General features: G+C 57.9%; 14 protein-coding genes. 6 read left to right on the top strand and 8 right to left on the bottom strand.

Annotated features, from left to right (window positions below; translation table 11 throughout):
• Positions 1-607: 607 nt before the first annotated feature.
• Positions 608-1,297: a molybdenum ABC transporter permease gene (locus I6F09_RS29255; protein WP_225144481.1), complete on the bottom strand. Its 690-nt coding sequence runs from the start codon at positions 1,295-1,297 to the stop codon at positions 608-610.
• 1,140 nt (positions 1,298-2,437) lie between these two features.
• On the opposite strand from I6F09_RS29255, the gene dctA reads away from it, so the two are divergent.
• From dctA to I6F09_RS29275, 4 genes are all read left to right on the top strand, one after another.
• Positions 2,438-3,748, top strand: a complete 1,311-nt coding sequence (gene dctA / locus I6F09_RS29260; protein ID WP_225129623.1) for a C4-dicarboxylate transporter DctA — start codon at positions 2,438-2,440, stop codon at positions 3,746-3,748.
• 1,093 nt (positions 3,749-4,841) lie between these two features.
• The gene (locus tag I6F09_RS29265) at positions 4,842-7,517 is read left to right on the top strand and encodes a PAS domain S-box protein (protein ID WP_225172936.1); all 2,676 of its coding nucleotides are present in this window, start codon (positions 4,842-4,844) and stop codon (positions 7,515-7,517) included.
• On the top strand, positions 7,514-8,197 hold the full coding sequence (locus I6F09_RS29270; RefSeq protein ID WP_225144479.1) for a response regulator transcription factor: 684 nt from the start codon (positions 7,514-7,516) through the stop codon (positions 8,195-8,197). The genes I6F09_RS29265 and I6F09_RS29270 overlap by 4 nt, the downstream gene beginning before the upstream one ends.
• 85 nt (positions 8,198-8,282) lie before the next feature.
• The gene (locus I6F09_RS29275; protein ID WP_225144478.1) at positions 8,283-8,669 is read left to right on the top strand and encodes a response regulator; all 387 of its coding nucleotides are present in this window, start codon (positions 8,283-8,285) and stop codon (positions 8,667-8,669) included.
• A 917-nt stretch (positions 8,670-9,586) separates the two neighbouring features.
• On the opposite strand, the gene I6F09_RS29280 is transcribed toward I6F09_RS29275, so the two are convergent.
• From I6F09_RS29280 to glmS, 3 genes are all read right to left on the bottom strand, one after another.
• Positions 9,587-10,414 carry an Effector protein NopP gene (locus I6F09_RS29280; RefSeq protein WP_225144477.1) on the bottom strand — a complete coding sequence of 276 codons (828 nt, stop codon included), beginning with the start codon at positions 10,412-10,414 and terminating at the stop codon, positions 9,587-9,589.
• A 218-nt stretch (positions 10,415-10,632) separates the two neighbouring features.
• The gene (locus I6F09_RS29285; RefSeq protein ID WP_225144476.1) at positions 10,633-11,217 is read right to left on the bottom strand and encodes a beta-L-arabinofuranosidase domain-containing protein; all 585 of its coding nucleotides are present in this window, start codon (positions 11,215-11,217) and stop codon (positions 10,633-10,635) included.
• Positions 11,218-12,325: 1,108 nt separating this feature from the next.
• Positions 12,326-14,152 carry a glutamine--fructose-6-phosphate transaminase (isomerizing) gene (gene glmS, locus I6F09_RS29290; RefSeq protein WP_225189627.1) on the bottom strand — a complete coding sequence of 609 codons (1,827 nt, stop codon included), beginning with the start codon at positions 14,150-14,152 and terminating at the stop codon, positions 12,326-12,328.
• A 1,014-nt stretch (positions 14,153-15,166) separates the two neighbouring features.
• On the opposite strand from glmS, the gene gmd reads away from it, so the two are divergent.
• Complete coding sequence (gmd, locus tag I6F09_RS29295; protein ID WP_225144474.1) at positions 15,167-16,252, top strand: GDP-mannose 4,6-dehydratase; 1,086 nt, start codon at positions 15,167-15,169, stop codon at positions 16,250-16,252.
• On the top strand, positions 16,233-17,210 hold the full coding sequence (locus I6F09_RS29300) for a GDP-L-fucose synthase (protein ID WP_275945323.1): 978 nt from the start codon (positions 16,233-16,235) through the stop codon (positions 17,208-17,210). The genes gmd and I6F09_RS29300 overlap by 20 nt, the downstream gene beginning before the upstream one ends.
• A 273-nt stretch (positions 17,211-17,483) precedes the next feature.
• On the opposite strand, the gene I6F09_RS29305 is transcribed toward I6F09_RS29300, so the two are convergent.
• The 4 genes from I6F09_RS29305 to I6F09_RS29320 form a co-directional block, all read right to left on the bottom strand.
• A complete protein-coding gene (locus I6F09_RS29305; RefSeq protein ID WP_225189621.1) occupies positions 17,484-18,623 on the bottom strand; it encodes an MFS transporter in 1,140 nt (379 codons plus the stop codon).
• Between the two features lie 414 nt (positions 18,624-19,037).
• Positions 19,038-19,220, bottom strand: a complete 183-nt coding sequence (locus tag I6F09_RS29310; protein WP_225144472.1) for a hypothetical protein — start codon at positions 19,218-19,220, stop codon at positions 19,038-19,040.
• A gap of 167 nt (positions 19,221-19,387) precedes the next feature.
• Positions 19,388-19,783, bottom strand: a complete 396-nt coding sequence (locus I6F09_RS29315) for a hypothetical protein (protein WP_225144471.1) — start codon at positions 19,781-19,783, stop codon at positions 19,388-19,390.
• Between the two features lie 382 nt (positions 19,784-20,165).
• Positions 20,166-20,561, bottom strand: a 396-nt coding sequence (locus I6F09_RS29320; protein ID WP_225172937.1) for an IS5 family transposase, incomplete at its 5' end; no start/stop codon positions are given.

Consider the following 20,561-nt stretch of genomic DNA (forward strand, 5'->3'; position numbering starts at 1 on the left):
TCACGCCTCATGCCGATTGTTGAATAGAATTGGTGCAGTTGACGGGGACCGCACTGCCCCTGGGGCGCTTAAAGCCGCTCATAGTCGCAACTGCGCAAGCAGCCCGTACCAAAGCGGCTGTCGAGCGACGAAGAGAAGCCGCAATGTGAGCCCCGAGGCGCACGCAGCGTTCGCTTTTTAGGTCTGATCGACCCGATCTGCCTTCATTCAAAGCGGCTCGCCGCACCGCATCGCTGCATATCTTAGGCGAGAGCCTGGATGTTCAGAGCTATTACAGGAGCGTTCATCGCGCGAGCCGATCGATAGCAATGCGCGATCGTCTTGGCGCATCGCGATACCAAACCCGCTTACAAGAGCTTCTTCTCGATAGCGGAGGCGATCTCGTTATTGAAGCACTAGCGCGATCCGGCCGGGCGCTGCCGTCCACGACGAGATGCTCCTTTGGGTCGCAGAACAATTGTGTCCCGTAGGCGCCGGTCCAGGTGAACTCGCTAGACGAGTTCTTCGCTCGCGAGACCGCCAGTAAAAGCGTTCTGTGCGCGGTGGTTGCAGATCCGGCTTGCAATACTGCTGCTCGGTCGTGATCGGATGTGTCCGGCGGGCAAGCCTAGGACGGTTCAATGCCTCTCTTGACACAGTGTCTGTCGATGAGGGCTAAGGTGAAGATAGCCGCAAAGGCGAACATCACCATACCGCCGGCAACCACACTCGCTTCGCGCCAGCGAGACGCTTGGACGTAGTCTACGACGTGGGCTGACAAGACCTTGGTGCGCCCAGGAATGTTGCCGCCGATCATCATCACGACGCCGAATGTGCCGATCGTATGAGAAAACCCAATCACGGCAGCTTTAACAAACTCCAATCGCGCCAGCGGCCCGCTGATGGTAATGAAGGCATACAACGACGAAACGCGCCCTGTAGTTTTCAACGGGCAATCGCCTATCGCAACAAAGGCGTTACGGATCGGCTGCACCACCAACGGCAGCGCCGAGAGGACCGATCCGACCACGATTCCTGCGAAGGTAAAAGCGAGCGTGCGCTCGCCCCACAAAGAGGCGAGGACGCCACCCGGTCCGTTGGGGCCGAGCAACACGAGTACGCAAAAACCGAGAGCCGTAGGCGGTAGCACTAGCGGCAGGGCGATCATCGTCGCCACCGCCTCGCTCAAAAGAGTCTTTGAGCGCGCCAGCCACCAAGCGAGGGGGACACCAATCAGGAGGAGGATCACGGTCGTCACGCTGGCGAGCTCAATCGTGAGCGCAACTGACTGCGAAATCTCTGCCGAAAAGACATCCATGTGGGTCAGCCCAAAAGTGCGAGCAGGTCGCCGTGTCGGCGGAGTGAGCGCCTGCACGTCCGGCTCGTCCAGGGATGTGGCGCGGATCGCCCTTTAGTCGCGCGGCACTTCGTGGCGGCCGCCACATCGCGCGTCGTTTCTGCGAGCAACAGCAGCATCGCAAGTCTGATCGGCAACTCCTGTGACTGGGTCACTTCCATCCATCTGACGGCGGAAGCTCCTCGTTCGTCATCAGCAATTGCTGTGCCGCGTGCGAACTGTGGCGCGTTCAATGCTCAACGTGCGAAATTCGCATAGACGGCGACGTCACCCTGGCGTGAACCTAACGCTCTGTCAGATTTCTGGCATCTTTGTTGCCGAGCAGACAGCGACACGCCGCGCAACGAAGGGCAGATTTTGACGCCCCCAGACATGCTTGTTTGATTCGTCGATGGCTCAACCGCCGCACTCGCCGCGCTGGCAATGGAACGGATCTCAGCAAGACTGCCGTAAGTAACGGGAACGATCTAGCTGTAAGCTGCTTCTGCGACGCGGCAAAAGGCACGAGGAGCCGAGAGCGAAGGCCGCCTGCCGACCAACCTGCCTAATGCGCAGCGCTAGCACAGGCCTGGAGACAATGCCCGTGAACGAGCCTTGCCGTTAGCGACAGCGCAGTGCATTGATCAAAGATTCTTCCGCGCAATCGAGTTCCTAAGCCAGGCTTCCATCGCGTGGATGCCTACGATCCAAACTATGAATTTTACCGATGTCACGTACTGTTGCATCCATCTCAGCAGTCGGCGTATATCGATCCCGCTAGAGCTTCGGGGCCGAGACGTGACTCCGCTAATGCGCCCAGCCGATGAAGTTACGAGTCACGCTAGAACTTTTTGTTCGACCTTGCGAACGCGGTCCGAGCACTCAAACCCATGCCGCCGGAGACAGACGGTTTGTCCGCCACTGCTTAGTCGGCGCACTTTGGGCATCTGGTGCAGATCTTGCTTAAGAGAAAGGATAAACGCAACTCGCCTGCCTTTGGAACGACGCGCCGACTCTCGGAACCGTCTTCAATCGCACACGGCTAAAATGAGTCTCGTATGACGCTGTCGCCTCTCAAAGTCGCGGCGGCTCACATTCGAGTATATTCGGGAAGGAAGCGTCATGACCACCATGTCAACTGCGGCGCCCGCGCGCGCGTCGCAAACTTGGTATAAGATTCTCTACGTGCAGGTGCTGATTGCGATTTTGATTGGCGCCATGGTCGGCTGCCTATGGCCGTCCGTCGCGACCAACGACTGGGTCAAGGCGCTTGGTGACGGATTCATCAAGCTAATCAAGATGGTGATCGCGCCGATTATTTTCTGCACCGTTACATCCGGTATTGCGCATATTCAGGATGCGAAGAAAGTCGGGCGCGTCGGCGTCAAGGCGCTGGTCTATTTCGAGATCGTCTCCAGCTTTGCCTTGTTGTTGGGCCTTGTTATGGGCAATCTGGTCCAAATCGGCCATGGCCTTGCGCTCAAGCCGGATGCTGCGGCGGTCGCCAATTACGTGAAGCAGGCGGAAGCCTCGAAGACCGTCGATTTCTTTCTCAACATCATTCCCGACACCGTGGTCGGCGCCTTCGCTCGCGGCGATGTTCTGCAGGTTCTCTTGTTCGCGATTCTATTCGGCTTTTCGTTGATGGCGCTCGGAAAGCGCGGGGAGCGTCTGCGCGGCATGATCGACGACGTCGCGCACGCGGTGTTCGGCGTAATCGCTATCATCATGAAAGCGGCTCCGATCGGCGCCTTCGGCGCCATGGCCTTCACCGTTGGCAAGTTCGGGCCGGCAGCACTCGGCAATTTGATCGGTCTGATCGCTCTGTTTTACGCGACTGCGGCGCTGTTTGTTGTGGTGGTGCTCGGTTTGATCGCGCGCCTCGTCGGCTTTTCAATCTTCAAGTTCATTGTCTATATCAAGGACGAGATTCTGATCGTGCTCGGCACTTCGTCCTCTGAAAGCGCGCTGCCGCAATTAATGGAGAAGCTCGAGCGGCTGGGCTGCTCCAAGCCCGTGGTCGGCCTGGTGGTGCCAACTGGCTACTCCTTCAACCTCGACGGCACCAATATCTATATGACACTTGCGACATTGTTCATTGCCCAGGCACTCGGGGTCGAGCTCACCTTTGGCCAGCAGCTCACCATCCTGCTCGTTGCAATGCTGACGTCGAAGGGAGCAAGCGGCGTCACCGGCGCGGGCTTCATCACGCTCGCTGCGACGTTGTCGGTGGTCAACCCAGCGCTGGTGCCGGGCATGGCAATCGTGTTTTCGATCGATAAGTTCATGAGCGAGGTGCGCGCCCTTACTAACATCACCGGCAATGGCATCGCCGCCGTGTTCATATCTTGGTGGGAGGACGAGCTGGAGCACGCGACGCTGCAGGCCCGGCTCAACCAGCCCAACGTTTCCACCACTATCGACGCACGATGAGATAGGTCCCGGATCTTAACCACAGCCATTCGAAGACGCGTCAAATGCAAGCGCAGCCACATTTCTCGTAGTTCGAAGACACAGCCGACTTGACACGAGCCGGAACTTTCAAGGGCGATCTCCAGTGCGCAGATCTTGTCCCGCTTCGCCCCCCCCGGCAGCCGCCCTGAAAAGATGCCAGCCGGGCAAAAGAGCCGGAGCTTTTTAACGGTCATTATCAAGCGCGTCTTTCGCGTCAAGCTCCCGGCCATCTGAACGCTTCTGCGACATTTTGCCGTGCCACATAACAGGACTGCGACAGAACTTGTCCAGCCTGACGGACCTAGGTGTTGCTCCGCCTACAATTGCCAATGCGCGCGGTCACTGCACTGGCCTCGCTCAACCAACGACGTGGTAGCGATCTTGCTGACGCAACTCGTCATCCCTTGTTACGGTCCGTGCTGCCGCATTAGATCGTGATGGGTGTGATCAGCATGGATTAGATTGCACCTCGACGGAGCCATGCCGGCTCGCACACGGCTAGTGTTCGGTTCGGCGTCGTTCGCGCGCGCTCAACGGCTGACCGGAGACAAGTCCTCTCAACTAGGCGTGTGGCCCTCGGGCATGCAAGGCAGTCGCGTAACTTCGCCTTCGTATCTCGGCACGAGACGGTTGCGCTTTCTTCCGCATGCCGATCGCAACGGCGAGATGAATCGGCCGGCAGCTTGTCCCTGTTCTTTCCGGTTCGGCGAGGCGCGCCTGATTGTTTCGGCTCAACGTCTTGGCCGAACTGCAGCCGCTGTCCTCGTCCGGCTGGCGTAAGGGAGTTGTCCTCGGCTGCAGCCTCAAGCGCCTGCCCGGAGGTTATCGGCAGCGGAGGAAAGTAGACATCTCAGCTTCGATTCTAGGCGTGTCAGCGCGCCATGTTGGCCATATTGAAAGGTTTAGGACGACTATACGTATGTCTGTGATGCGTTTTTTCTTCGCGCGTGCTCAGTTCAGCAAGCAATCGATCTCGGAACCGCTCACAGCAGGTGCTGGTGCCGAGTATTGCCCCATTTTTGCCTAAAATGTTATAGCTCTCCCGCCGGAGAACAGGCCGGACAGTATCAAAATGCGTAGCCAGATCAGCAGTTTAAAGCGCTCAGCCCCTCAGTTTACCTTCGGCTCCATAACGCTGGCGGTGGTAACACTGTCTTGCTTGTACCTTCACGCGCATTTCGCCCCCACGGCGTTCGCCTATTTGTTAGTGGTGTTACTGTTTTCGTTGATGGGCAGCTTCATCGCGTCGTCCGCGCTTTGCATCGTAGCCGTTGCTGCTCTCGCTTATTATTTTGCGCCGCCGGCGTTCAGCCTGCGAATCGATGACCCCCAAGATCTGCCCGTGGTTGTTGCATTCTTTATTGCCTCGATTGTGGGAGCGCACCTGATCGGAAAGCTGCGCCAGGAAAGCGAGGCTGCGCGTGTGGCTGCGGCCAAGCTTCAGCGGAGTGCGGCCGATTTGGAGGATCGGGAAAAGCGGTGGCGCGCCATCTTCGAGCACAATCCGGCCATGTACTTCATGGTCGATGAAGCCGGCACTGTCCTCGACGTCAATACATTCGGCGCGACACAACTCGGCTATGCTCGTGCTGAACTGATTGGTCAATCCGTGCTGGAGGTATTTCTCGAGGAGGATCGCGCCTTCGTTCGCGAATGCGTTCGGACGTGCCTGGAGGATGTCGGACAAACGCGCACGTGGGACGTCCAGAAGGTCAGGAAGGACGGCTCGGTATTGTGGGTACGTGAAATCGCCAAAGCCATGCTCTGGGCGGATGAGCGGCCCATTATCCTTGTCGCCTGCGAAGATATAACGGAGCGAAGGCGGACTGAACTTGCCCTGCAGCGGAGCGAAGCACATTTGGCCCAGGCGCAGGAGTTGAGTCACACAGGCAGCTTCAGCTGGAACCCTGCTACGGGCGAGGCCTTCTGGTCAAAGGAAACATTTCGGATCTTCCAATTGGATCCTCAGACAGTGCCACCGGGGCCGCAGCTCGTCGTTGAGCGCACTCATCCAGATGATAGGGCTTCGGTTAGAGAAATTATCGATCGCGCGATGCGAGACCCGAGCGATTTCGAGCACGAATACCGGCTTCTGCTGCCGGATGGCTCGGTAAAGCACATTCATGCGCAGGCACGAGCGACGAGGACAGCCTCTGGTGACATCGAGTTTGTTGGGGCAGCTACGGATATTACGGCGGCGAGGCGAGCAGAACAGCAGCTGCGCCGCAGCGAGGCCTACCTGGCCGAAGCCCAGCATCTCAGTCACACGGGCAGTTGGTCCTGGGACGTCTACGGTCTAGATTTCGTGTATCGCTCCGCCGAGGTCGATCGTCTGTTTGGCTTGAGCCCACAAGAGCCGGTAACGATCGAGACCATTCGATCGCGCATCCATCCGGACGACTTGCCGCGGCTACAGGAGGTGCAGCGCCAGGCGATTGAACACGAGGAGGAGCGGTTCGAATATGATTTCCGTATCCTTCTACCAGATGGCGGGATAAGACGCATACACTCCGTTGCGCACGTGGTGGTCGGCAGCGATGGTAACGTCAGCGAGCTGATCGGAACACATATGGATGTCACCGAGCAACACGCAGCTAGGGAACGCCTGGAAAACACACTTGCCGCGCTGCGCGAAAGCGAACAGCGCTTTCGCGACTACGCCGAAACAGCTTCCGACTGGCTCTGGGAGACCGGGCCGGATCATCAGGTCACTCACTTGTCCGAGCACACCAGCGCTGCGGGAATTTTGGCGACAGGATTGATGGGCCTGCTTCGCTGGGACATTGCGTGCGACGTCGAAGAGGAACCCGAGAAGTGGCGGCAGCATCGGGCGACGTTGGAAGCCCATCTTCCGTTTCGAGATCTCGTCTACCGTACCGTGAATCGGACAGGATCTCCGATCTACGTCCGCACGAGTGGCAAGCCTTTTTTCGATGGAAAGGGCAATTTTCTCGGCTACCGTGGCGTTAGCACTGACATCACCGCTACCATTCGCGCCGATCAAGCCGAACAAGAACTACGAAAGGCACAGGCGGAGCTTGCGCATGTGACGCGTGTAACGACGTTAGGAGAGCTGACGACCTCCATCGCCCATGAAATCAACCAGCCACTCGCCGCTATTATCAGCAACGCCGATGCCTGCCTCGGTTGGATGGGTCGCGAAGCTCCTAATCTTTCCGCCGCGCGCTCTTCGGTGGAATGGATCATCGAAGACGCAATCCGGGCAAGCGAGGTGATCCGTCGTGTTCGCGCACTCGCGAAGAAAGGCGAGATTGAGATGGTTCCGCTCGATATCAATGAGGTCGTTAAGGACGTCATTGCGCTGGTAACACGAGAGCTGGTGAGCCACCGAGTGACGTTACGAACGGAGTTGGCCGCAGCGCTGCCTACGATCCTCGGCGACCGGATTCAGCTACAACAGGTGATCATCAATCTGGTGATGAACGGAATCGAAGCTATGGACGCAGTTACAGACCGAACGCGCGAACTGCTGATTCAATCATCAAAGGACGATCTGGGGCACGTCCAGATTGCCGTGACCGATTACGGCGTGGGCATCGCCGAGAACGACGCGGACCGCGTCTTGGATCCCTTCTTCACCACCAAATCGAGTGGTCTTGGAATGGGTCTTTCGATCTGCCGGTCGATCGTGGAAGCTCATGGCGGACGGCTGTCGATGGTCCACAAAGATGGACCGGGCGCGACCTTCCAGTTCGCCCTGCCGGTGCATAAGGAGGCCGTCTCGTGACAGGACGATTTGACACGCCAGGTGAAGGCAGCAACGCCAAGGCCTCGACAAGGGCGATCGTCTTCGTCGTCGAGGATGACATCTCCATGCGTCGCTCACTTACGAACCTTTTTCAGTCGGTAGGGTTAGACGTCATTGCATTCGGATCGGCCCGCGAAATGCTGCAGAGCACAATTCCGGACGTTATTAGCTGTCTAGTTCTTGATGTCCGGCTGCCAGGCTTGAGCGGCCTTGACTACCAGACCGAGCTAGCGAGATTGAACATACATATTCCGATCATTTTCATTACCGGCCATGGCGACATTCCCATGACCGTCAGGGCCATGAAGGAAGGAGCGGTCGATTTTCTCAGCAAACCGTTTCGCGATCAAGAACTGCTTGATGCCGTGGTTGCGGCGACCGAACGCGATCGCAAAAGACGGGAGGCTCAGCAGACGGTCGCGAACCTGCAGTCTCTATTTGAGACCTTAAGCCCGCGCGAGCAGGCGGTGATGAAACTGGTCGCTGCCGGCCTGATGAACAAGCAGGTAGCCGCCGAGCTTGGGCTCGCCGAGATTACGGTCAAGATCTACCGAGGACACGTAATGAAAAAGATGCGTGCACGGTCGCTGGCCGACTTGATCAGAATGACTGAGACGCTGGGAATTCGCGCTAATCGTCCTGAACAAACCCAAGTATGATTTTACAATTTCATCAGTCGAGCCCACTTTTCGCCGAAGGTGGCTAATGCTTGCAGCCGCTATTCACGCGTCAGGAGGGATCGTCTTGTCCACGCCTTTGATTTCCGTCGTTGACGACGACGCCTCAGTCCGTGCGGCGACAGAGAATCTTTTGAAGTCGCGTGGCTACATCGCCCAAATATTTGCGTCGGCCGAGGAACTCCTGAGGTCCCCGCGATTGGACGAGACATCCTGTGTCATTACCGATGTGCAGATGTCGGCTATGAGCGGCCTGGATCTATTGGCAGAGATGCGGACACGTGGCTACGACGCACCATTCATTTTCATTACTGCTTTCCCCAACGACCGCGTGCGCACGTCAGCGCTGGGCGCCGGCGCGATTGGCTTCCTCGCCAAACCCTTTGCAGGACAAGCGTTAATCGAATGCCTCGACACCGCACTGAACGCGTATGACGGCCGGCGCGACATCTGATGCAATCCATCTGCGGCTTGGGTTGGTGTCCGATCTAAACGCTCCACGCGTCGATCTCGCCGCCGATCAACCTCTTCGAGTCAAAGATGCTACTTGCTCTAAAATCAAGCGAGCGAGAGGCCAATTGTCGCTTGTCGACACTTTAGCGACCATCGCCGGGCGGCTACATTGGTGCAGAACAACCTTATCGCTGCGAGTGCTGGAAGGGTACGCCAGCTCGACTCATTCTGCAGATCGACGTTCAACGTAATGCTCACCCAAAGCAATCGACGACCCTGAGCCCTTCTTAACTCGTCTGGATCGTTTCTATATGTTCTATTGCAGAGCGGAGCTGGCCGAGAGCGATCGACAAAGCAAGAGATTGGCTGTTCGCAGCCGACGGCAGTGACGATGATAACGGAGCTTCGCCCAGGACAACCGCCGCGTGTCTTCTGTTGAGGCTTTTCTGGTGAAAGTGCTCTGCACGATGACCGTGCTCTCGGCGTCGTTATGTCCGTTGACGCGTGCCAGCCATCTTGCCCATCGGGCGCCGCTTCGCTGTGCATTTCCTTGCCCACCGACTCGCGGCAGGCGCCCACACCCTTACTACTTCGTAGGCGTCATCTGTAGACAACTTCTGGCTCCAAGCCGTCCAACGACTCGGCACAACACGCCCGGCCCTCGGCGGCCGGGCGCACTTTGGCGGCACCCCATCCAGGTCCTCTCCGCAGCGAGCATTGTCGCAATTGCCTTCCGCAGTGAGCCCCTACTTCCAAGGCTCAAACAAATCAGCAACCGCTAAGCCAAGAAGCACTCTGCGGACAGTATTCTGAGCCAACTCAGAGGAACTCTCAGCCGAAAAGGCGATAAACACAGAGGAGCCCGGAGCACGCTAGATTGGTCTACTCCATCGGGCCAAATCACCGGTGATCCCATTGTCACATAAAATCATCCTCATAGTCGTATGTTGAGGGGCTCGCTGAGATCTCGGTATCACTACCTTCACTGTCGTCAGCTTTGGAAAGATACCGCGCAGCAGTACCTTTGCGCTGCCATTCGCCGTCGCTATTCCTTACCCACTTATCTGACTTCGCTGGGTCAAGAACCATGTTGTCGGCGTCAACCTCGACGAATCCCATCTTTGCCGCACGGGCTCTTGCTTCCGAATTAGCCGGACGCAAATTGAGCAGCGGCTGTTTTCCGTCTAGTCGAAGCTGGTGCTCGAGCAGGATGTCGCCAGCGTTCTCGACAAGCGGATGAACGACTTGAAGATCCACAGTAGAGGTAGTCCCGGTGCGTCCAGGAAATAGCTTCTTCCACCTTTCGACGTCGAACTCGGTCATGCTGTCGCCGCCTTCCGTTCTTAGAAGTCCGACACTCTTGTTGCCCAATTGGTAGCTGAAGTATCGCGCCTTCTCGGAATCTCGGGTTCGCCCGTAGTCTTTGGCAACTTCGGCAGTTCGCCTTGCCTTGCCGGACACGAAGTCGGAGTACTCTTGGGGGTTGTTGGCGATTTTCATGATTTCGTCACCATGATAGGCCTCCGCGGCTTTTCGGAATGACTGACGATCCTCGAACTCTTTTATGGGAGGGGTTGAAACGAGCGAATACGGTCTTGTTGCCGCAGATGAACTGCTACTGGAACCAGATTCGGCTAAGCGCATGTCTGCGAACGCATCCGCAAAGATGTCCGCGTCCATTTGCTCATCAGTTTCGGCATAGTCAGAGGATTGGAAGTAGGACGAGCCATTGATCCGATTATACATGGCGATTGGTGCTCCCGTCGGACATACATTTCCGCATCTAGTTTAGGCTTGTTAGGCCCAGCGGCGCTGATAGGGAGCCTGGCTTACCAAAACCTGACGTGGCCGCCCTCACGTTTGGCTTGTCATAGGGCTTCCTTTCGAACTACACAGCGGCACGCTCGTGCCATTGGCATTCATCAGGTTTGATGAGAGGCCGCGAACACCTCCGAGGAGCTCCTTTATTGGGAATTGAGCATGTCGTAGAAGTGCGGCTCCGTGCCGCGTTCGTAGCCGTACAACTGATCGCGCTCTGGGCCAAAAACTGTCCCGAGGTGGTCAGCAAGCCTGCAAACGACCTCCAGCAATCGCCGTTTGCCAGTTGCCTGAAAGAACGCGACACCTGCTTCAATCAAGTGCCCCGCGCAATAAAGTTCGTGGCACTCCGCTAGGTTGGTCCAGCGCTCCTGAGGCGCGTTCAGTATGAAATAGGTGTTGAGATAGCCGTCGCCACTGGCCGCCATCAATTCAATGAGCTCATCGGCCGCTTTCTCCAGCTCTGGATTTGGTGTCTGGCATAGCGACCATGCAGCCGCCTCAAGCCATTTTGCGACGTCACTATCCTGAAAGACCGCGCCGTGAAACTCGCCCCTCGCACGTCCGGCGGCAACGCGGAAGTTCTCTACCGCGTGGCTCGGTATCGCCCCGGGACTGCGATCGTTTAGCACCTCCCAGTGGTAGGGAATTGCCACTTCCCTTACCAGTTGCTGGCATTGCCCAATCAGCGGATCCAAGACTTCTTGATTGTGAAGATCGACTTCGGCCACATTTCTCTCGTTCCTCCTTGCCGTGTGGCGAACGGAGCCTAGTAAGCCACCTCACCACGATTGCGTCGTTGAGGTTGTGGCTCTGAGATTTGCGGCTGCACACTCGTAGTCTCGGTGCGAGGGTTCAAACGATAGAAATGGTGAGGCTGCCCTAAGGCGCCACACTCCCAGGGGCGCGTTGACAGCAGTCGTTCGACGAGGGGACAGCAATTCCCGTGCCGATTATGAGGACCGGTTCTTCTGGCAACCCGATCTGCAGCTCCGCGGAAGGAACCCGATGCGATCGCTGACCCACCAACCGGATTTGGCGGTCGTGCTAATCCAACGTCGTCGCAAGGCTAGTCCATCCTGCTATACGAGCGGGTGACTGTCGCTGGATCAGACAGTGGCCAATAGAACTCGCCTGCCGCATATACAGCCAGGGGCGCCGCGTCCTTCCGGTGCGGCGCCCCCTGCACTTGGTTTTGGGCCCTCACCTTGCGCGGGAATGTCAGTTATCTAACGATCCATTTGATGACACGTATCAGGTCGGAGAACCGCGGTGGCGCGTGTGGCCCAACCGGATTGCGTGAACCCCTGCCACGCGCGATCGAAGGGACAAACTGGACTGCTAATCCTGAGCAATCGTCCCCGGGGTCGAAGTGCATGCTCGACGTGCCCGACATCGCGCGGATGCTGGCAATCGGGAAAAGTAAGTTGTCGCGCGTATGCGCCGCCAGTGAATAAGCTGCGACGGAGCGGCCCGAAGCTGTTGTGCACGGACTTGTTCGTCGACATCGGCGAGGTGGGAGGATGAGTTAGAGAGTATCTTTTGTGGCTTCAGGCTGATTTGGCCCTGCAAAGCAGATCGCGGGCTGGTAACCGAGAGCTGACTTCGATCTTCCAATTATCCGGAATTTCCACTTGTTATCGACCGTTCGGCTCGAACAAGAGGAAGGTAACGCTCGCTCCCAGGACGTTAGTCGGTAGACGATGATGACGCAAGCAGGGCTGACTGCTGCTCATCGGTCTGGATCGGTCTATGATTGACCTGTGATACCGGGATCGTTCTCTTTCTGAGCTCGCCCAGGCGATTCGTGGCCTCAAGGACCGACATAACACTGTAGCCTCATTCCACAGTCACCGATTTTGCTAGATTACGCGGCTGATCCACGTCCGCGCCCCTTACGAGAGCGGTATGGTAAGCCAAGAGTTGTACCGGAATGGCATAGACCATCGGCGTAAAGCGTGCGACCATCTCAGGCAGCACAATGGTCATGAGTGTGTCCACCGTCGCTTCCAAAGAACCCTTCGAATCGGTGATCAGGATGATCTTGCCGCCCCGAGCCGCAACTTCTTGCATATTCGAGACGGTCTTCTCGAAGACATCGTCATAAGGTGCGATCACCACCACAGGCACGGCCTCATCGATCAGTGCGATCGGTCCGTGCTTGAGCTCGCCGGCGGCATAACCTTGTGAGTGGATATAAGCTATTTCCTTCAGCTTGAGTGCGCCCTCGAACGCCAAGGGGGCCGATGTGCCACGACCGAGATAGAGCACGTCCCTTGAATCGGCGATATAACGCGCGAGCTTCTCGATCTGCGGCTCGATCAACAGCGCCGCAGCAATCAACCGCGGCACTTCGATAAGCTCACGCACGAGCCTCGTTTCATCGATCTCAGACAGTTTACCGCGCTCTTTGCCTGCTGCGACGGCAAGCGCCGCCAATACCATCAGCTGGCAGATAAATGCCTTGGTGGAGGCGACGCCGATTTCCGGCCCCGCCAGCGTCGGCAGAACGGATTCGCTCTCGCGCGCAATCGTCGACGTCGCGACGTTGACCACAGATATCGTGTGCACGCCCTGGTCCTTGGCGTATCGCAGTGCAGCTAACGTGTCAGCGGTTTCGCCCGATTGCGAGATGACGATCGCGAGATCGCCCCGGCGCAAAGGCGCCTCCCTATAGCGGAACTCGGACGCTACATCGATCTCGACAGGCAAGCGCGCCAGCCGCTCGAACCAGTATTTGGCGATGTGCCCGGCATAGCCTGCAGTCCCGCACGCGGTAATTGAGATGCGCTGAACGGATTTAAAGTCGAACGGCAATGTGACCGGCAGGGCGACGCGCTCGGCCGCCATGTCGAAATAATGCGCCAATGTCTTGCCGGCCACTGTCGGCTGCTCGTGGATTTCCTTGGCCATGAAGTGGCGATAATTCGCTTTGTCCACAAGGAGTGACGATACGCCAGACTTTGATGTTTCCCGCTGGACGACAGATCCGTCTGCGCTATAAATCATGCACATCGTGCGGGTAAGCACGGCCCAGTCGCCGTCTTCAAGATAGGTGATGGTGTCGGTCAAAGGCGCGAGCGCAATCGCGTCCGATCCTAGATACACTTCGCCGATACCATGTCCGATCGCAAGGGGCGACCCCTTACGCGCACCGATCAAAAGATCATCGTGGGCTTTGAAAAGGAATGCCAGCGCGAAGGCACCGCGCAGCCGTGGCAGTGACGCTTGTACCGCATCCCGCGGCGAGTAGCCCCTGTTGAGATAAGATTCGACGAGATGCGCCACCACCTCCGTGTCTGTCTCTGAGTTAAAGTGGGCTCCATTCCGCTCCAGTTCGGCTCGCAGCTCGCGGAAATTCTCAATGATCCCGTTATGAACGACCGCGACATTTGCTGTCGCATGCGGGTGAGCATTGCTCTCGGTCGGCTTTCCATGAGTCGCCCAGCGGGTATGACCGATGCCGGTATGACCCAACGGCGGATAATAGCGCAGCTGCTCTTCAAGGTTTCTCAGCTTACCTTCAGCGCGCCGGCGTTCGATACGGAGACCTTCGAGAGTCGCGAGGCCTGCGGAGTCATAGCCACGATATTCCAATCGCTTGAGCGACGCGACCAACTGGCCAACGACCGGACCACGCCCCAAAATGCCAACAATTCCACACATATCGATCAATGCAGCCCAAGTTCAAGGGGCCCGAGATCCCGCCTACAGGAATCCGATCATGAAATCGCCTGCCCGATGGTAACAGGCGTCAAGTTCGGGCTTTTTCGCGGCCGCCTGTATCGCCGCCGCATTCGCAAGCGTGAGTTAGACCTCCTTCAGCCATCATCGCTTCGGCCGACTACATTCCGCTTTTGGCTGCCGATCGAGTACAAACTGCGCAGCAGCTCTAGCTTGAATTGTTCTGTTCTACCTGAAACATTTTGCCGGCTTGGATTTAGGAGGCCCATCATACTCGTACCAAGGCAAGTTACGCTCATCGAGATTAGACGATTGGCAGCGAAGCTCTATTGTACGAGCGTAAACTTTCGATATCGAAACGTTGGAGCATCTATACCAACGTTTACTACTCTTTCTCATCTTGTCTTGTGTCGACCGCTCCACTGCCTGCCGCGAGCTTGACATTGGCAACAGCGCTGATCACGGGCGATGAATCGACCGCGAAGACCGGGTGTTCTGTCCGGAAGTTAACTTTCTTGACTACGAATTGGCGTGCAAGCTTGACTGTACGCTTGCTTGCATCCCGTCATCGGGCAAATGCATCGATGACTGCGGCTCCAGCTCGTCGCTCTCGCAAGCCGTGACGAGACCACGCGTATGCGTACTTGCGCCTGAGGTTAGATAGGAACACAGATGGTCAGCTTCTATCTCGTTGGAGATATAGCCCGGACAAGCGCGCCCTTGCGCTCGCAACCGCGATCGCATGCATCTCGCCTACTTAGGATCGTCAGAGATATAAGCCAGGATGCGAGCGTTAATTGACTTTGATGTTTTGGAGATCAATGCGTTCACACAATCCAGTCCGATTTAAAACAATGTATATAGTGTGCTTTCCTAGCTGATGTGTATGACTGGACATAACGATCGCTTTCCTCAAATTGCGGGTGGAGCGGGCTTGCGCATCTAGACTTCACGCGTTTCACAGGGCTTTTCTTTCCGGCGAAACTACGAGAGACCATGACGGTTCAGGACTCAAAGCGACGCGTTGCGCTGATCACCGGCGTCACCGGGCAGGACGGAGCATATCTCGCCGAGTATTTGCTCGGTCTCGGCTACGACGTGCACGGGATCAAGCGCCGATCGTCCTCGTTCAACACCGCGCGCGTCGATCATCTCTACCAGGATCCGCATGCCGGCAGTGTGCCGTTCCTGATGCACTATGGCGACATGACGGATTCGACCAATCTGATCCGGCTGGTGCAGCAGATCCGGCCGACCGAGATCTATAACCTGGCCGCCCAGAGCCACGTCCATGTCAGTTTCGAGAGCCCGGAATACACCGCCAACGCCGACGCAATCGGCGTTCTGCGCCTTTTGGAAGCGATCCGCATCCTCGGCATGGAAAAGGAGACGCGGTTCTACCAGGCCTCGACCTCGGAGCTTTACGGGCTCGTGCAAGAGGTGCCGCAGAAGGAAACCACGCCATTCTATCCGCGCTCGCCCTATGGCGTCGCCAAGCTTTATGGCTATTGGATCACGGTGAACTACCGTGAGGCCTATGGCATTTTCGCCAGCAACGGCATCCTTTTCAACCATGAGAGCCCGACCCGCGGCGAGACGTTCGTGTCGCGCAAGATCACCCGCGCCGTCGCCCGCATCGAGGTCGGCCTCGAGAACACGGTCTATCTCGGCAATCTCGACGCCAAGCGCGACTGGGGCCATGCCCGCGACTATGTCGATGGCATGCACAGGATCCTGCAGGTCGACGAGCCCGGCGACTTCGTGCTGGCGACCGGCGAGACGCGGTCGGTCCGCGAGTTCGTCGAGGTGGCGTTTGCCGAGGTCGGGCGCAGCATCGAATGGCGCGGCAGGGGCGTCGAGGAGGTCGGCGTGGACAAGGCCTCGGGCAAGACCCTGGTGCAGATCGATCCGACCTATTTCCGTCCGACCGAGGTTGATCTCCTGATCGGTGACGCCAGCAAGGCGCGCGCCAAGCTCGGCTGGGCTCCGAAGACGCCGTTCTCGCGACTGGTGAAGGAAATGGTCGCCAGCGATCTCGTTGAAGCCAAGCAGGATGCGACCAATGGCAAGCACGTCGTTTGAACTGAAGGGTAAGACGGTTTTCGTTGCGGGCCATCGCGGCATGGTCGGCGCGGCGCTGATGCGCCGGCTAGCACGCGAACAGGCCGATCTCTTGACGGTGCCGCGCAGCGAGCTCGACTTGCGCGACCAGGCCGCGGTGAACGCCTGGTTTGCCGCGAAGCGGCCGCAAGCCGTGTTCCTCGCCGCCGCGAAGGTCGGCGGCATCGTCGCTAACAACACGCTGCGCGCCGAGTTTCTGCACGACAATCTGGCGATATCGAGCAACGTCATCCAGGCGGCGCATGCCAATGGGTGCGAGAAGCTGATGTTCTTCGGCTCCTCCTGCATCTATCCGCGCTTGGCGCCTCAGCCGCTGCGAGAGGATTCGTTATTGACCGGCCCGCTGGAACCGACCAACGAACCCTATGCCATCGCCAAAATCGCCGGCCTCAAGATGGCCGAGGCCTATCGCAGCCAGTACGGCGCCGATTTCATCAGCGTGATGCCGACTAATCTCTACGGCCCCGGGGACAATTATCACCCCGAATACAGCCACGTCGTCGCCGCGCTGATCCGCCGCTTCCACGAGGCCAAGATTTCGGGCAGCCGCAACGTCGTGGTGTGGGGCACCGGCACGCCGCGCCGCGAATTCCTCTATGTCGATGATCTCGCCGATGCCTGCATCCATCTGATGAAGACCTATTCCTCGTCGGAACTGGTCAATATTGGTAGCGGCGAGGACATCAGCATCGCCGACTTCGCACTCATGATCGCAGCCGCCGTCGGTTTTCGCGGTGAGATCAGCTTCGATACGTCGCGCCCGGACGGCACGCCACGCAAGCTGCTCGACGTGCGTCGGCTGTCTGGGCTCGGCTGGCGCGCCACGACTTCGCTAAAGGATGGCATTCAGCTGGCATATCGGGCGTATCGGGCTGACAGCGACGGACGGCACCAGAGTGATTCGCTTGTTCCCGGATAAGGGGCGATCCCACGATCGCCCGGCGGTGAACGTCCGTCCTAGCAGACTCGCCGCTCACGTAACGATCAACCTTGCTTCGCAAGTTGACGAACGTTCATTGTCAACAGCTGCCCTCAGTTCGCCGCCAAGAACCCCTGCCGACTTGCAGGAAAAGGAAAGATCAGATCGAGACGTGCTGCCAGCAGTTGAGAGCTCATCGACTCTAAATCTCAACCGCCGACGGGCGATCACTAGCCGGAGCGAACCGGCGCTCCCTTCCTCTTGACCAATGCCTTAGCGATGGTCGGTCATCATCCTCGCCGACAGCATCACGATGGACATGAGCGCGCCTAACATCCCGAACGCCATTGGCAAGCCAAATATGTGTGCGATGAGCCCGATGCCGGCCGGCCCGACGAGTATACCCGCGTAGCCGCCTGTCGTGATGACCGCTATCGCTATGCCTGCTGGCATCACGTTCTGTTTGCCGGCGCGTCGACACAGTACGGGTACAACATTTGAAATACCCAATCCGATAAGCAGGAACCCTGCCATAGCAATCAACGCAACGGGCGCGGCTACCACGGCCAAAAAGCCTGTTACCATTAGTACAGTCCCGAGCATCAATGTGGCACGGTCGCCGATTCGCGCCACCACGGCATCTCCGCTGAGACGCCCTGCGGCCATGGCGATTGAGAAGAGCATATAACCAATGCCCCCGTGCGCCTCCGCGAGAAGATCTCGTTCAACGAGAAGCAAAGCGCTCCAATCGAGCATTGCACCTTCTACAAGAAAGGTGATACCCGCGAGCACCGCTATGAGCAACACACTGCGGTGGGGCAAGACAAATAATGGCCCCTGCTGTCTCGAACCCGTCGCCAGCAACCTCGGCCAGGCCGTCACAATCGCGATCGTTACTAATGCCGAACAGACCAACGTCGAGAGAAGCGAGCCACACTGCAGGGAGACTAACAAGGTGACCGCGGCAGAGCCGGTGACTTCCCCAATGCTGTACCGAGCGTGGAAGCCGGACATCAATAGACGGCCCGTGGCGCGCTCCAGTTCAATCGCGTGGATGTTCATTGCTACATCGATCGAGCCGAGTGAAACGCCGAAAGCAAATAGCGTGGCACCGAGCCTTACAGGTGAGTCGGAAATTGCAAGGCACGGCAGAATGATCGCGAGTCCAAGTCCACCCGCGAGGATAATGGGCTTGCTGCCGTACCGCGAGTTCAACACGCTGGTCAAAAGCATCGCGACGACAGATCCCGTTCCGAGACAGAGCAGCAGTAGACCAAGCATGCGGTCATCCGCCGCGAGCCGCTCCTTGGCGAGTGGCACCAAAGGCGCCCAGGCCGCGAGGCCGAATCCGGCCACAAAAAATGTCAGGCGTGTCCCAAGCAGGCCGGCAGACAAATTGGCACATGGTATCACGGACGCTCCTGAGAGAACGGACTCGCGGGCGCGGCGCCCCTCATCCTGCGTGCGTCGCCTGCAAGCGACGCGCGGCTCGACGATGATGGCCTCAAGTTGACGTTCTTCATCCCTGCAAATGCGATGCCGTCACAAATGCTGAACTGCGTCACACGGAGAGCGACAAGTAGGGGTGATCGTCGAGCCCCTGGGGATGGCGGTGTTTCGGCCAATCTCTCCCGGATGAGCTGGCCACACGAGGGCAATGATTTTTGCTGGTCTGCGACAGCCAAATCGCAACGCTCAGCATGCTTGTCGCAACGCCTACAAAGCCGACGGCGCCCCAGGCCTCTATGCAGTTGGCGCTAACACGGCCGTCCTTTTTCCGACAACTTTGCACAATCGGAAGCTCTCATCACGAGTGGCGGCGCTGTCTCAAGAGATCACTACAACGAGCTCCGCTACCACGCGCAAGCGGTTAATGTCGGCCCCGATGGTTTTGATATTCGTTCGTCCCTGGTTTCCGGCCGCCAGATGGTTCCCGCGCAGCCATTGGGCCTCAGTTCGTTTGTTCTGGGCCAGCGTGTCGCCGCCGGCAACAGCCACTTCGAGTAGCATGGCGGCATCAGGGCTGTCCTGTGTCCCGGGTTCCCGGCGGCGGTGGGCTGGGCCGTCTGGAGCAATCAACCAGATTTGCAAGCCATCATCATCGCCGCCGAAGAGGGCGGCGTCGATCAGGTCCAGGACGCGCGCGCATTCGATACCGAGTTGCCCGCCGGCATCGTTCAGGTGCTTATATCCGCAGTTCGCCGAGATGAGATTGGATTGTGCGTTGTAAAGAACAAGTATAGCAGGCAGAGATCGATCAGTATCGCCGCCGCCATCACGCTATAAGCCCAGGCGCTCTGCACTAGATCGAGCTCAATCAGCACCCGTGACAAGCCGAAGCCCACGATCCAAGCATCAAAGCTCATACAGATGCGTCGGAATATCTCCGCATCAAGCCGGCGAATGACGTAGGACCCCAGCGGGACGCCAAGCATGACACTCGGTACAAAAACATAGAGCAAGCTGCCGCTTTCGTAAATGAACAAGCCGAGCTGATAATAGACGAAGGCGGTAACGCTCGATTCCACCACGCGAACCAGCGCTAGGCCGGCGCGAAATTCGTGTTTGACCAAGCCCTGGTTGTTTAAACAGCATCGCTATGGGAGGCCCGGAGATTGTCGTCAGCGAATAGAGAACGCCCAGCATCCACCCGAATGGCAGGCCGATCAGCCAGCTTGCTCCGATAGGACGGCGCCAACCCGCAGCTTGCAGCAGGATCAGGGGCAGAATGATCGTGTAGGTGGCGAATTTGATCCAGCCCGGCTGAAGCGAGGTCAAGGCATAGCCGCCGAGCGCAACGCCCGGCAAGAGCCCGAGCAAGATGGGAAACACTCGTCTCCAAACCACCCGCACGCCCTTCAGATTGATGAGGAGGACGTAAACGTTGACTAAGACCTCGATGATGACAATGGCGGGGTTGAGAATGCGATTGGTGTAGAAAACTAGGGCTCGGACTCAATTGATCCAATAGGCAACGATGGCGGCGAGATGGATGGCAGCCAAGAAGTTCCTGGCTAGTTTGTCGTAGCGAGTTGAGACACGCCTGAAATCCTTGAGGCGGCAGAAACAGCGCTCGATGACGTTGCGCCCCTTGTAGGCGCGTTTGCTGAAGCTGTGGAGAGTGACCCTGTTGGATTTGTTTGGAATGACGGGCTTGGCACCACGATCGACGATTTCGGCTCGAAAGCCGTCGCCGTCGTACCCTTTGTCGCCAATGAGGGCAAACATGGGTGGCGCGAGTTCCAAAAGGGCTGGCGCTGCGGCAATATCAGCGTCCTGGCCTGGAGTGAGATGAAATGCGCAAGGTCTGCAGTCAGGGTCGCTCAGCGCGTGGATTTTCGTGGTCCGCCC

Origin of the sequence: Bradyrhizobium sp. IC3195 (genome assembly GCF_020193585.1) — a bacterium.
GTDB classification, from domain to species: domain Bacteria; phylum Pseudomonadota; class Alphaproteobacteria; order Rhizobiales; family Xanthobacteraceae; genus Bradyrhizobium; species Bradyrhizobium yuanmingense.